Source organism: Marivirga sp. (assembly GCF_035704835.1).
Classification (GTDB): Bacteria; Bacteroidota; Bacteroidia; order Cytophagales; family Cyclobacteriaceae; genus Marivirga.
Map to the genome: position 1 here is coordinate 13,017 of NZ_DASSWQ010000024.1, position 14,728 is coordinate 27,744.

Annotated in this window: 13 protein-coding genes; 2 read left to right on the top strand and 11 right to left on the bottom strand. The window is 32.0% G+C overall.

Annotated elements, in window-relative coordinates:
* Positions 1–78: 78 nt before the first annotated feature.
* Complete coding sequence (locus tag VFM92_RS04675; protein WP_325121032.1) at positions 79–2,976, top strand: two-component regulator propeller domain-containing protein; 2,898 nt, start codon at positions 79–81, stop codon at positions 2,974–2,976.
* Between the two features lie 60 nt (positions 2,977–3,036).
* On the opposite strand, the gene VFM92_RS04680 is transcribed toward VFM92_RS04675, so the two are convergent.
* The 5 genes from VFM92_RS04680 to VFM92_RS04700 form a co-directional block, all read right to left on the bottom strand.
* Entirely contained in the window at positions 3,037–4,002 is a 966-nt protein-coding gene (locus VFM92_RS04680; protein WP_325121033.1) for a deoxyhypusine synthase family protein, read from the bottom strand.
* Between the two features lie 63 nt (positions 4,003–4,065).
* Positions 4,066–4,704 carry a TetR/AcrR family transcriptional regulator gene (locus tag VFM92_RS04685; protein ID WP_325121034.1) on the bottom strand — a complete coding sequence of 213 codons (639 nt, stop codon included), beginning with the start codon at positions 4,702–4,704 and terminating at the stop codon, positions 4,066–4,068.
* 7 nt (positions 4,705–4,711) lie between these two features.
* Positions 4,712–6,301 (bottom strand): OmpA family protein, encoded by a 1,590-nt coding sequence (locus VFM92_RS04690; protein ID WP_325121035.1) that lies wholly within the window; start codon positions 6,299–6,301, stop codon positions 4,712–4,714.
* A gap of 352 nt (positions 6,302–6,653) precedes the next feature.
* Positions 6,654–7,481, bottom strand: coding sequence for a universal stress protein (locus VFM92_RS04695; RefSeq protein WP_325121036.1), 828 nt, complete (start codon positions 7,479–7,481; stop codon positions 6,654–6,656).
* 41 nt (positions 7,482–7,522) lie between these two features.
* The gene (locus VFM92_RS04700) at positions 7,523–8,134 is read right to left on the bottom strand and encodes a DNA-3-methyladenine glycosylase (protein WP_325121037.1); all 612 of its coding nucleotides are present in this window, start codon (positions 8,132–8,134) and stop codon (positions 7,523–7,525) included.
* A gap of 59 nt (positions 8,135–8,193) precedes the next feature.
* Here VFM92_RS04700 and VFM92_RS04705 point away from each other — a divergent pair, with 59 nt between their 5' ends.
* Positions 8,194–9,063 (top strand): DUF2911 domain-containing protein, encoded by an 870-nt coding sequence (locus tag VFM92_RS04705; protein ID WP_325121038.1) that lies wholly within the window; start codon positions 8,194–8,196, stop codon positions 9,061–9,063.
* A 33-nt stretch (positions 9,064–9,096) separates the two neighbouring features.
* On the opposite strand, the gene VFM92_RS04710 is transcribed toward VFM92_RS04705, so the two are convergent.
* From VFM92_RS04710 to VFM92_RS04735, 6 genes are all read right to left on the bottom strand, one after another.
* Positions 9,097–10,848 carry an OmpA family protein gene (locus tag VFM92_RS04710; protein ID WP_325121039.1) on the bottom strand — a complete coding sequence of 584 codons (1,752 nt, stop codon included), beginning with the start codon at positions 10,846–10,848 and terminating at the stop codon, positions 9,097–9,099.
* 212 nt (positions 10,849–11,060) lie between these two features.
* The gene (locus VFM92_RS04715; RefSeq protein WP_325121040.1) at positions 11,061–12,737 is read right to left on the bottom strand and encodes a sodium:solute symporter; all 1,677 of its coding nucleotides are present in this window, start codon (positions 12,735–12,737) and stop codon (positions 11,061–11,063) included.
* The gene (locus VFM92_RS04720) at positions 12,734–12,868 is read right to left on the bottom strand and encodes a hypothetical protein (RefSeq protein ID WP_325121041.1); all 135 of its coding nucleotides are present in this window, start codon (positions 12,866–12,868) and stop codon (positions 12,734–12,736) included. Before VFM92_RS04720 ends, VFM92_RS04715 begins: the two co-directional genes overlap by 4 nt.
* A 207-nt stretch (positions 12,869–13,075) precedes the next feature.
* Positions 13,076–13,537 carry a hypothetical protein gene (locus VFM92_RS04725; RefSeq protein WP_325121042.1) on the bottom strand — a complete coding sequence of 154 codons (462 nt, stop codon included), beginning with the start codon at positions 13,535–13,537 and terminating at the stop codon, positions 13,076–13,078.
* A 116-nt stretch (positions 13,538–13,653) separates the two neighbouring features.
* Complete coding sequence (locus VFM92_RS04730) at positions 13,654–14,202, bottom strand: DinB family protein (RefSeq protein WP_325121043.1); 549 nt, start codon at positions 14,200–14,202, stop codon at positions 13,654–13,656.
* Between the two features lie 51 nt (positions 14,203–14,253).
* Positions 14,254–14,577, bottom strand: coding sequence for an endonuclease/exonuclease/phosphatase family protein (locus VFM92_RS04735; protein WP_325121044.1), 324 nt, complete (start codon positions 14,575–14,577; stop codon positions 14,254–14,256).
* Positions 14,578–14,728: the final 151 nt, after the last annotated feature.

Sequence of the window (14,728 nt, forward strand, 5' to 3'; positions counted from 1 at the left end):
TTTTACTACACTATTTTCACCCATATTACTACAATATTATCATTTTTTACTAAATTGTAATTTATTAACAAAAAGAAAATGAGAGCAATAATCCGCTTATTATTTATTCTATTCCCTTTAATTTTTTCTAAATATTTAGTAAATGCACAAACGCTGGGATTTCCATTTTATAAATATTATTCCAGTCAAGATTATCATGGTGGAATTCAAAATTGGAAAATTACTCAGAGTAAAGATGGATTGTTATATGTAGCTAATAATTTTGGTCTCTTAGAATTTGACGGAACAAATTGGAATAAATATTCATTAGAATCAGGCACCAAAAATAGAGATGTATTTGTAGATACAAATGGGAAGATTTATATAGCATCTCAGGGCGATTTTGGTTATTACATTCCCAATGAGCAAGGGCAACTCACCTTCATCAGCTTAGCCGATAGTGTCCCTAAATCTTATAGAGGATTTGATGAAGCATGGAGAATTTTTAAAAAGAATGATCAGCTCCTATTTTGCACATTTGATGAAATCTTTATTTATAATTTGAAAGGAAAATTACAAAAAATCGTAGATCCTGAAACTGACCCCGATAATTTCTTCATGGTCAACAATCAATTATATCTTAACCATTCCAAAAGAGGGTTATCTATTATAGAAAATGGAAAGATTCAAAGCACTTTAAACGGAGGTTTTTTCAAGGAAATGACCATTAGTGGAATGATTGAATTGAATAATAACCAAATCTTAATTAGTACTTTAAAAAATGGAATATTTATTAAAAATGATGGCAGAATAACTATTTGGAATGGAAAAATTCAAAAAACTTTTAAAACAGCCTATATTAATCAAATTTTAAGATTAAAATCTGGCGAAATTGCTGTTGGAACTCAAAATGAAGGACTGTACATTTTAGATTCGAAAGGAAATATAAAAATCAATTTAACAAAAGGTAAAGGAATTGAAAACAGAACAGTTCTTTCAGTCTATGAAGATATTCAAGGAAATTTGTGGCTGGGACATAATAATGGTATTTCCTCTATTGCCTTGAACTCTCCTTTTAAACATCTTAATGAACAATCGGGACTTCCAGGGACTGGCTATGATGCTTTGTTAAAAAATGACACACTTTACCTAGGAACTAATAATGGACTGTATTTCAAAAATATTTATAGTCAAAACAACACATATTCAAAAGTAGAAAACACTTCTGGTCAGGTCTATAATATTCAAAATATCAATAATTCCATTATAATGGGGCATCATGCAGGCACTTTTGAAATTGATCATGGTAAAGCCAAATCAATAGCTGATATTCCTGGAACATGGACTTTCTTAGATTTAAAAAAATATCCTAACCTGATTTTACAAGGGAACTACAAAGGTTTAGCACTCTTTGAAAAATCAGCCTCTGGACTAAAATTTATTCGGAAATTAGATGGATTTGAAGAATCATCTCGAGTAATGGAAGAAGATGAAGATGGAAACATCTGGATGACACATGGCTATAAAGGTGTCTATAAAATTAAACTAAAGGAAGATCTCAATAGTGTAGAAACTACTTACTACAGTGAAAAGAGTGGCTTGCCGTCAAAAGTCTTAATTAACGTATGGAACCTCAATAATCAATTAATATTTTCAACTGAAAATGGGCTTTATGAATATAATAAAGAAACGGATCAGTTTATCCCCTCCAATTTTCTTGCACCATATTTTGAAGGAAACACACAATTTGTAAGCTTTACTGAAGACCCTATAGGTAATATATACTTTGTAAGTATGACTGAGACAGGAGTACTGGAAAAGGTAAGCAATGGGAAATATAAAAAGCACACTGCAGTTTTTAATCAATTGAAAAATGTGTTGAATGATGACTTACACAATATTATTGCTTTGGAAGCTAACAAAGTGCTTTTCGCAGCTAAAGAAGGATTCATTTACTTTGATAATACTCAGCAAAAACTCCAAGATATTTCATTTAATGTAATCTTTACTAAAATTCGCATTTCAAACAGCCGAGACTCAATACTAACCTATGGAAGAAAATTTCAGGATGGAACAGTAAGTTTTGAACAATCTGATAATACTCTTAAAATTCCTTATAGAGAAAATTCTATTCACTTTGAATATAGTGCTCCTTTTATGAATGGGCAGTTTCAAAATGAATATCAATATTGGTTAGAAAATAGTGAGAAATCATATAGCGATTGGAGTATTAGAAGCTCAAAGGAATACACTAATCTTCCAGCTGGAGAATATAATTTTCATGTAAAAGCAAAAAATATATACGGACAAACAAGCGAAGTCTCTACATTTGAATTCACTATCCTACCGCCATGGTATAAAACAAATTTGGCCTATGGATTTTATTTATTCATAGGGTTAGTCTTGTCAATAATTATTTATTATGCTTTTGAATTTCGATTTAAAAAGAAAACTGAAATTATAACAGAAGAAAAGGAAAAAGAAATTACCAGAATAGATAGTGAATTAAAAACTTCTGAACAAAAGTTTGAAAATTTGAAAAACGAAAAATTAAAATCTGAAATTCAGTTGAAAAACAAGGAGTTGGCAACTTCTACAATGCATCTTATTAATAAAAACAGTTTTATCAATAGTGTTAAAAATCATTTAAATAATATAGCCAAAAGAAGTAAAAATCAAGAAGTAAAACACGAAATCAGTCGAGTTGTACAAAATATTGATAAAAATATTGCAGCTGATAATGATTGGGAACATTTTTCCATTCATTTCGATAAAGTTCATGGTGATTTCATCAAAAGATGGCAGAGCAATTACCCTGACCTAAGTCCTCAAGAGATGAAATTAAGTGCTTATTTAAGAATGAACCTCAGTACAAAAGAAATTGCCAATCTTTTAAACATATCTGTTAGAGGAGTAGAAATTGCGCGCTACCGATTAAGAAAGAAACTAACAATGGAGCGTTCTGACAACTTACAGGAATTTATTCTCAAATATTAAGCAATAAAAACCTGTACAAATGATTTTATACAGGTTTTAAGCTTAAATGTATGTTTAAGTTTACTGACCTAACACAATTGCAAAAATTAATGGAGCTACAATGGTAGCATCAGATTCAACAATGAATTTAGGTGTATCGATATCTAATTTACCCCAGGTAATTTTCTCGTTTGGTACTGCTCCAGAATAAGATCCATAACTAGTTGTTGAATCAGATATCTGACAGAAATAGCTCCAAAATGGAACATCAGTATATTCTAAATCTTGATAAAGCATAGGTACTACACAAATAGGAAAATCACCAGCGATTCCACCTCCTATTTGAAAGAATCCAACACCTTCAGTTCCTGCATTTTCTTTATACCAGTCTGCCAAGTACGTCATATACTCAATTCCTGACTTCATGGTAGATGGTTTTAACTCACCTTTCACACAATAACTAGCAAAAATATTACCCATGGTACTATCTTCCCATCCTGGAACTATAATAGGTAGATTCTTTTCAGCAGCTGCAATCATCCAACTGTTTTTAGGATCGATCTCATAATATTGTTCTAGTACACCTGACCTTATCAGTTTGTACATAAATTCATGTGGAAAATAGCGTTCCCCGTTTTCTTCAGCTTCCTTCCATATTTTAAAAATATGTTGCTGTAATCTTCTAAATGCTTCTTCTTCAGGTATACAAGTGTCTGTTACTCTGTTCAGACCCTTTTCCAATAAATCCCATTCTTGTTGAGGAGTAAGATCTCTATAATTGGGAACCCTCTTATAATGGCTGTGTGCCACTAGGTTCATTAAATCTTCTTCCAAATTGGCACCCGTACAACTAATAATTTGAACTTTATCTTGACGAATCATTTCTGAAAATGATATTCCTAATTCTGCTGTAGACATTGCTCCAGCTAAAGAAACTAACATTTTTTTTCCTGATTCTATATGACTTTTGTAGCCTTCTGCAGCATCAATTAATGCAGCAGCATTGAAGTGTCTGTAATTGTGTTTTAAAAACTTGGTTATTTCCATATTTAATTTTTGTCAGTAAAAATACTGAAAAATGATGAAGGAAAAAGGAGGATTACGATTTAATCAGAAAGTTTCTAGTACAGAAAAAACATTTTTTTTCAATAAAGCCTTGACTGGTAGCTGCTTCATTTTAGCTACCAATATTGAACCATAGGTTGTAGTTAATAACATACTCACTAAATCATTCACATTTGAACTCTTTGTAATATCAGTTCTAAAAATTGCTTCCAATAAATATTTTTCAAGTAATTTATCAAATGCTAGTACCTCAATTTTATGAGCATCTTCATAATTGGGAAATAGAACAATTTTTTCTGCCTTCTTAATACTAATTGGCTTGAGTGTTTTGGTTGAGGCCGCATGATATTTAATAAAATGAAGAATTAAGGAATTGTAATTTTCACAAAGGTCACCATATCTATCATAAATATACTTCACCGCTGCTAATCCTTTGATTTGATTCTTCTGCAATTCAACATTTACTTCATAGGCCCATACTCTCATGAAATATAATAAAATATCTTCCTTTTGTGGGAAATACCGAAAGAAAGTAACTTTGGATATATTGGCTTCTCTGCAAATATCAGTGACATGAATATCATTAAAACTGCGGTTGATAAGTAATTTTTTCACAAGACTTAAAATGAGTAATTTAAGCTTTGCAGCCTTTCTCTCCCTCAAGCTTACTTCATCCTTCACCATGTAGTAATTAAATTTTGATAATTGTAAACTCTACTCTTCTATTCAACTTTCTTGTTGCTTCAGATTTATTACTTGCAATCGGTCTTGCTCCTCCATACCCCTTACTTTCTAATCTTTTGGAATCAATTCCTTTCTCCACTAAATATTCTTTAATCCTATCAGAACGTTGTTGTGACAATTCTATATTTAATTTAGCACTTCCTGTATTATCTGTATGACCTGAAAGCTCAATTTCAACATTAGGATTTTTCTTTAACATCATATAAACTCTATTCAGCTCCTCAAATGAGCCATCCTTAATGTCTGCTGTGCCTCTTACAAAAAGAACATTCTTGAGTTGAATTGTGGTACCCTTTTCCAAACTTAAAAGCTCAAGTGTTACGATAGAATTATCTGATATTGTATCGGTTTTGAGAGTTCGAAGATCATCTAAATATCCTTCTACAGAAATATCAATTGTATAAACAGAATCTTTATTAAGATGAGTTTTATAAGATGAGTTTTTATTCATAATAATCTCTGAATAAGAACTCTTACTATTTTCATTTATCCCTTTAATTAAAAGCTGAGGCTTAAGTTCAGCTCCTGTAAATCCATCCACAATTTTAAATTGAACTTGTACTTTTTCCTTAACTAATGGTTTTCGCTGAGCATTACTATTTATCGCTATTACGGATTGAGTTGAAGCTGTCATGCTTTTTTCAACCTCAGGTTCAATAATAATATCATTTGGGCTCTCAGTTTGCATAATATTTCCCAAACCTACACTGTTTACCGTATTGACCAAGAGCGCTAAATTTCCATCAGAGACTAATTTGAAGTACCAATCTGCTCCTTCCGTATTTATATCAGCAACACTTTTTACTTCAGACCAGGTTGTCCAAGTAGCATCTTTTCTTTTGGAATAAAATACGTCTCTACTTCCTTTTCCACCTCTGCCATTTGAGCTAAAAAAAAGGGTTTTGTTATCGGAAGCCAAATAAGGTGTTAAGTCTTGAGCTTCTGTATTAATATCTACTCCAAGATTCCTTAGCTCTGTCCATTCATCTAATGATTTTCGAAATGTGTAATATATATCTTCATTTCCTCTGGAACCAAAGCTTTCCAAGCTAAGTACCATTATTTTACCATCCTTACTTAGGCTACCAGATAGATGCTCCGATTTATTCTTAAAATATGGTATGTCTATTGGTTGTGGTTCACTCCAGTTTTCACCAATTTTACGAGAGTAGGAAACTCCTCCTTTACGCGGACTTTTATAATTCCCTACAACATACATGATGTTTCCATCTTGTGTAATACCGATTGGGGAATTGTAATCACTATTATTTAGCGGCCCTTTTACTCTTTCCGGTTTAGACCATGTACCGTCATTATTTTTGGTGCTTAACCAAATATCTCCAGGATCTTTTTCGCCACCATAATTTTCAGGATGATTCTTCTTAGTGAAATACAATAAATTTTCATCAGGAGTTAATACTGGGGCTATATCATCATACACACTTTCTAAGGAATCAATTATCACAGGTTTATCCTGAGATTTAACATTATTCCCTAATAAACAAAATGCTATAAGTGTTAACCACAATACTTTCATTGCCACATTAGTTTTTTCTTGTTAAGACATTAAAATACAAATTATCTTACAATAATTAAATTATTAAAAACTTACCTCAATTCTTAAAAATATTTTATAAAAATAACAAAAGTATTGACTTTAATCAATCCGATCCTTAACCTGCACTCCATAATAAAAGAAATACGGATTTGATCACACACAATGCTAATCATCTGTTTATCAATTGATTGAATGATTTATAGAATTAAAAAATGTGATTTCAGAAGTAATTCATTAAATCAAACTCTAAAAATAGCATATAAAAATCTTTAAACTAATGAAAATTAATACATCTTTTTAAATTATCAATAAAATACCATTCCAAAGTGAATCAGGATTTTTCATGATAAATCAATAAAGGATGAGTGCTTAAATAGGTAATTTCAGTTGAAACACTATTTCCCATAATTTTTTCAAAAAAATTCCTCTTTCTTTTCAGTAAGACTAACAAATCTCCTTGTTGTTCATTCACAAATTCTTCAACTCCAGAACTGATATTCTTTTTATATTCCTTCAAATAGTAACTAATTTTTTCGTAGCCTAGGAAACTTGAAAGTTCAGTTTTAAATTCTTCATAACTTTTTTCACTCATTACATTTTTAGAATGACTGACATGTACAAATCGAATTCTACTTTTAAAACTATAAATAAAACTCACCAATTTTTGCATTGTAATTTTATCGAATTCAGAATAATCTGATGCATAAACAACGGAATTTAACCCTTTAAATTCGGCCTCCAGGGGAATTGTCATAACAGGAACTTTAGATTTCTCAACCGTCCTCATTGTTCTACTACCAATTATTGTCTTTCTATCATAGCCATTTCCTTGTGTGCCCATAACAATTAAATCATAATCATTTTTTTCAGCGTATTTTGAAATGCTATTATTTACCTCTCCAATAGAAAGCACGAAATCACAATCAAACCCATATTCATTTTCGATTTCTGCCGCTAAACCACTTAGTTTACTTTTCGCATATTCTTTTAAATCATCAAATTCTGATTTCTCTCCTTCAATGGCATGCGTAAATTCTTTTTCAGAAAATATATGAATTAAAGTCATCGTTCCCTTTCTCACCTGTAGCAATTTTGCTGCATATTCAAGTGCATTGTTTGAATATTCTGAGAAATCCGTAGGGCATAAGAATTTATCCATAGCGTTATTGATTTAATAAGTCAATTTAAAAAAAATAAGCATTATATGGGATGACTTACATATTTATTTCCAGAAATATAAAATCGCCAAGGAAGCAAGGCATCTTCTTCGGCATAGTCAATTCCAATCCTTGTCGTAGAAACAATATCATTTATTTGAATTTCATGGTCTACTACGAATAGTTCTTCACTTACCACTAGATCCTCAGAATTATATTTCTTCGAAATTCCTAAAGCTTGACTTATTTTCCCTGGTCCTGCAAAAACTTGAGGCGAAACTTTTGTCACATTTCTTCTTTCCATCATGTATTTAAGTCCTGAAACTGGCTCTACCGAACGAATTAGCACAGCATCGGCCTGACCCTTTTTGTTGGAAACGATATTAAATAAATGATGAATACCATAGCATAGGTAAACATAAGCTTTTCCTCCCTGCTCATACATCATGGAAGTTCTGTTCGTAAATCTACCCATATGCGCGTGACATGCTTTATCATTTCTACCTGCATAAGCTTCAGTTTCAGTAATCATTGCCTCGCAATAAATTCCATTGATATTGGTACAAATCACCTTTCCTAACAACATTTTAGCGAGTTCCACAACATCAGTATTTTCAAAAAATGTGTAATCCAATCTTTTTTTTGCAACTTTCATTAAGAAATGTAGTTTTTGATTCCTAAATAGCAATCAAATTAAATAAAATCACAATCATTATGAAAAAAACAATTTTATCAATCGGATTATCACTTATGATGATAGTCGCATTTGAGGCAAAATCTCAAATCACAATGCCACAGCCATCACCTGCTGCTAAAGTGGAAACTACTGTTGGGTTAACTGATGTTTCCATTAATTACTTTAGACCAAGTGTAAAAGGTAGAGAGATTTTTGGAGATGGAGCAGATTACTTACAGCCTTATGGAACTTTATGGAGAGCTGGTGCAAACAGTGGTACCGTATTAGAGTTCAGCACTGATGTAGTTTTGGCAGGAAACAAAATTGAAGCAGGTAAATACCTCATTTTTATGGTACCTGGTGAGGAAGAATGGGAATTTAAACTGTATAGCGACCTTTCTATCGGAGGAAATGTTGGAAATTATGATAACTCAAAAGAAGTTATGTCTGTCATTCAAGAAGTAGAAGAATTGGATGAAAAGGTAGAAACTTTGACTTATCAAATTTCTGATATTAGCCCAGACAATACCTCTGCCAACATTCACTTTCGTTGGGAAAATGTAAGTTTGAAAGTTCCGTTTGAAGTATCATATGATGATATGGTAATGGCACAAATAGAGCGCTACACAAAAGTAGAACCTAGAAACTTAATCACAGCGGCTAATTATTATTATACTAACGATAAGGATTTAAAGCAAGCTTTAAGCTGGATTGATGCTTATTTAGCGACAGGTAACAATAGCGCCCAATTTTGGAACTTACATTTAAAAGCGCAAATTTTAGCTAAAATGGGAGATAAAAAAGAAGCTAAAAAAGTTGCTGAGAAATCTATAGAGTTAGCAAAAAAGAATAGTTCAGGTGACTTTGGATATGTAAAAAGAAACCAAGATTTAATTGACTCATTATAAATTATGTGAGGAGTGAACTTCCAAAATAGAAGTTCACTCTTCTTCAAATCCTGACAAGTCCTTAATTTTCACTTCTGCTTTTCGAGATTTATCTTCAGTACCTGTCAAGACACCAAAGCCCCTCGCTGCAAGTCTATCTGATTCAATCCCTTTTTCCAAGAAATAATTTAAAACTGATTGAGCTCTTCTATTTGATAATTCATAATTATATTTTGGATTACCATCTGATGAAGCAAAAGCCGAAATTTGAATCCCTAAGCTTTCATGGGTTTTTAAGTAATTAGCCATTTCATCTAATCTCTTTTGAAATTCTTCATTTACAGCAGTAGAGTTCAAATCAAAATAAATTTGATAAGCTGGAATATTTAAAACTGAATCAATTGATCGTTGCCTAACTTCTAACTCTTTAGAATTTAAATCACTTTCTTTTTGCTTCAATTTAGAAATTCTCGATTTGGCTGTTTTTTCCAAATCACCGACATGTTTTACCATATAAATATCCGTGAATCCTAAACCTTCTTCTCTTACAGAAGCAAGGTATCCTCTATCTCCATCTGATGTAGGATGAAAATATACTTCATCATCCACTGTATTTACAGGATACCCTAGATTCTCTGGAGTATTCCATTTTTCGGTTTCATCATTAAATTGGGTGGTGAACACATCAAACCCACCGAACCCTTTATGCCCTTTACTGCTAAAATATAAAGTAACCCCATCTTTGGCCATATATGGTCCATCTTCATCACTTTTCGTATTAATTACAGGTCCCATATTGAAAGGTCTATTCCATTCCCCGTCTTCTTTGTAACAACCATAAATATCAAATCCACCTTGACCTCCTGGTCTATTGGAAGCAAACATCATAAATTCATTATCGTCCGACACCCAAATTGACTGCTCAGCAAATCCTTGTGAATTAATTCTTCCTCCTAAAGGTTTGGGGGTACTCCACTCCTCATTTTCATTTTCTTGACTAAAATAAATATCTCCATTTCCTTCATCAGAATAGATATAAAGTGTCCTTCCGTCACTGCTTAAGAATAGGTTAGAATCATGATAGAGTGTATTAACGTTTTGACCTATATTTTCAGCCTTACCCCATTGTCCTTGCTTCTTTTTAGATATATAAATATCCTCATAATAGAAGTTATCTTTGTCCACGTTTTCATTGGTATTTGCTTCTTGTCGTCTTGAAGTAAAAATCAATACGGTCTCATCCTCATTCAGAACAGGTGCGTAATCTGGCCATGTGGAATTAATATTTTCACCAATATTCTCTATTGTGTAAGACGATGGCATACCAATAATTTCACGCGCATTTCTGCACTCTTCAATTCGATCATTCACCTCATAAACAGATGTTTTATCTGCGCCTCTATAGCTTTTATTGGAAAGTAAGTGTTCTTTGTAAGCATTAAAATATTGCAAGGCTTTATCAAATTCTAAACCATATTGATATCCCCTTCCTAACAAATAATCAATGTTGAATCGAAATCTTGGATCTAGTCTTTTTACCCGTTCAAAATATTTAGTAGAGTAGTCTCTATTAACAGTTTCTAAGTAGAGAACACCCGCCATATAATTGGCTCTTACATTCATCGTATCAGCTTCGGAAGCCTGAATGTAAATATCTTTAGCGATCTCAATTGCATCTTTTGCTTCCGCATATACCTGATCAGCTTGCTCTAGGTAAATTTTAGCCAATTCAGGATCTTGAGCTATCAAATTATGAGTCACCACTAAAAGAAGAAAAGAAAAGATTATTTTACTGTATAACTTCATATAGATTTGAAAAATACAATTACCAAGGGTAACCTCCAAATATATAAAAATTATAGGTGGTTAAAGTTATAAGCATTATAATTTCGATTGAATAAGGTTAAGAGTAGTTAAATGCCCTAATATTATAAATGATTGTGAACCTACAAATTCTCCAAAATAAATATTCGCAATTTGTACAACCGCTTATCTAGGGGTGAATCTACCTATCAGTTTTATCCTCTGTTTTTGATATACTGGTATAAAAAACCACTGATAATTACCAACCCACAACCTAAGAGGTTAAACCAGAGATAGGCCATTTCACTGTAGAAATAAAAATATAAAACTATAATTTGTGCTATTACTGCACCAAAAAACACAGCATTTCCCTTTATATACTTTATAAAAAATCCTGTTAAAAAAATACCTAAAATTGTTCCATAAAATATGGAGCCTAATATATTTACAGCTTGAATCAGATTATCTAATAAACCTGCAAAAGTTGCAAAAAACACAGCTACTATTCCCCAAAATAAAGTGAATAGCTTAGAGGCAATTAAGTAATGCCTTTCACTACCATGTTTGTAAATATTTCGCTTATAGATATCAATAATACTTGTAGATGCTAGTGCATTTAATTCGGAGGACGTTGAAGACATAGCTGCAGAAAATATTACGGCTAATAGAAGCCCAATTATTCCTTTAGGTAAGTTTTCCATTACAAAGGTGATGAAAACATAATCAGTATCCGTAGTTTCTAAATCTTGGTTAGTAGCTTTGATTATAGTCTTAGCTTCATCTCGTAATTCGTCTTCCTGATTATCGATAACCGTGATTTTTTCTTTTAAAACATCAATTTGCTCACCTTCAGCATTTGATAACAATAGAATTAGCCTTCTTTTCTCTTCAAATAAATTTGCATACTCATGCTCTACAGCTTGATACTTACTTTTTTGCTCCTCATTTAGATATACTTCATCTTTTGCTGCCTCATTAAAAAAAACAGGTGCCTGATTAAATTGATAAAATACAAATACTAATGCCCCAATAAAGAGAATAATAAATTGCATTGGAATTTTAAGTAGACCATTAAACATTAATCCTAATCTACTTTCTGTCAATGTTTTACCTGATAAATATCGCGCTACTTGTGACTGGTCGGTTCCAAAATACGATAAGGCTACAAACAAGCCTCCTATTAAACCCGTCCATAAAGTATAGCGATTTTCTAAATCCACTTCCGTGTTAATCAAATCAAGTTTCCCCAAATGACCAGCTATTTTTGTTGCCTCCACTATACCAATATCTTCAGGAAGTAATTTTACGACAAAAAGCCCAGCCACTATCATTCCTCCCATCATGACAATCATCTGATGCTTTTGGGTTTGACTCACTGCCTTTGTACCACCACTTACGGTGTAAATAATTACTAAAGATCCTATGATAATCGTAGTGTACACTAATGGCCACCCTAAAATAGAGGATAATATTATAGCCGGTGCATAAATAGTAATTCCTGCAGCTAAGCCTCGTTGAACTAAAAATAAAAATGCTCCTAAAATCCTTGTTTTTAAATCAAAGCGGGATTCTAAATATTCATATGCAGTGTAAACTTTTAATTTGTAATAGATAGGCAAAACCCAGATGCTCAAGATTATCATGGCTATTGGTAAACCAAAATAAAACTGAATAAAACCCATTCCACTTTCGTAGGCCTGCCCAGGAGTGGATAAGAAAGTGATGGCACTGGCTTGAGTAGCCATAATGGAAAGACCTATAGTCCACCATTTCATGCTATTGTCTCCTTTCAGATAAGACTCAATGTTTTTGCTACCCTTTGTTTTATAAACACCATATCCGACAATCAATAAAAGTGTTCCGAAAAGGACAATCCAATCTAAAGCGCTCATTCAAAATATCGGGTTATAGCATAAAATATACCAATCAAACTGACTAATACGATAATCAATAACCAGTAGAAATTCTTCCACTTCCCTAGAACGGGAGGATCATTATTTTCCAACTCTTTATCGTTTTCCATTTGCGGAAATTAGAGGGATTTTCTGAAAATAAAAAATAGGATTTGTTAAGTGGTGAAAATAATGCTTTGATAGAATGGTCACGGCTCAAATGTTCTTAGTTCTGTTATTAAAGAAAACCCAAAAACGTTAAAATATATCCTAAGAAAAATCCAGAAACCTAATAAAGCATAAGTCTAAATTGAATTATGTATATAAAAAAAAGTACCTCAATTAGGTACTTTTATCATTTTCAAATCAATAAGTTTAGACTCTTCATATCCAATAGATAAATATCCAAAAACGCCCCCAGCTGATTCAGCAACTTTTTTAGCTATATCTTTCATTGATTCCACAAATTGAAAAGCCCAGTTTTTGTCTACCTTCTTTAAAATACCATTTAATTTCTCTATATCCTCTATTACTAGTTTACTTCTTACTTCTGTTTCTTTAGGATAGGATTTAAGCAGCTCATTTAAACTTTTCTCAAAGTCAGGAGCTACCAGTTGGTAATAACCTATTAATTCTTTTCTAGCTTTGCTTTGCTTTATCTTAGTCAAATTAATAGCCTCCTTTATTTCATTTTTACTAATTTCTTCATCAGCACCAGCTATTAAAATAGTGACCATAGCCGGTATTTTCTTTAAGATGTCAATTTCAGATTCAGTTAATTTTTCTAATTCTGGGATCATGGTTTATGATTAAGTGAAATTTTCAGCAATATAAATAAAGACGGAATTTTTAGCATCTAATTACTGAAGAAAAATAATATTTTCGATAAAACATGAGCTATCTCCTATCAAGTAGATTATTTAGGAAAATCCTTATGGTGATTAATCGTTTCAATCTGATGCTGGTGATGCTTTAAATGTGCTACAAAAAACTGAATCGTTTGTAAAACATTTAGCTTCCCAACTGCAGGGTGAGCAAATACGAAATGCTTAATCTTATTTTCAGGAAACTCTTTTAAAAACATCAGCATATCATTTCTGAGCTTATCCCATTGATGAGAAAATTCACGAGGATCATGACTGATATTTAAACTATCTTTCTTTTCGGATAAAACTTTAGGCGCTTTATACTTTTTCTTAGAATTCAATCGATTGACCAAAAGCATAGTTTTAATTTCAGCTTTCAATCCTACTTTTTCATCCTTTCTATTGAAATCAAAATTTTGCATGAACTGCAAGCTAATATTTTCTGAAGTATAAAGATGCTGCATTACTTCCAACATTGACCAAGAACCTTGCTCGGAATGGAAATTTAATTGCTCTTCGTTAAATACTTGAAGTAAAGCATCATAATAAGCTTTTGCATCTTCCAACCTTGACCAGTGTTTTTGAATCTTAATATTCATTTTATTGCTAAATTATGGAAAGTTGAAATTAAGAAGAATAATTGAAAACTGTCATTCTATCAAAACAAAAGTCATCCAAACTGGTAGATGATCTGAAATAGATTTAGCCTCGCGCAGTACATCTGACTCTATCAGGCGAATCTTAGTTTTATCATAAAATATATAATCTAATCTTTCGTATGGTTTACCTGTATCAAACGTAAAAAAATGAGATTCATTTTCTAAATATCGTTTTCTTGAAATTGCTTCCTCAATATCTACACAATTGAAAAACAATTCTATTGTTTTTTCTTCTTCTTCATTTTCAGTTGCAAAGGGAGAACGACTATTAAAATTTCCCATTAAAATAACAGGAAAAGCCTTTGACCATTCCATATAAACTTGCTAAACCTGTTGTGCTTGTAAATCTCTAGTCTCTTGATCGAAGGCTTCCAAATGAACATTCATAATCAGTAATTCTCTTTTACCAATTTGTACTTTACATATTTGCAAAAGTCTGTCTAGACAAAAAATACTTTATAGTAAA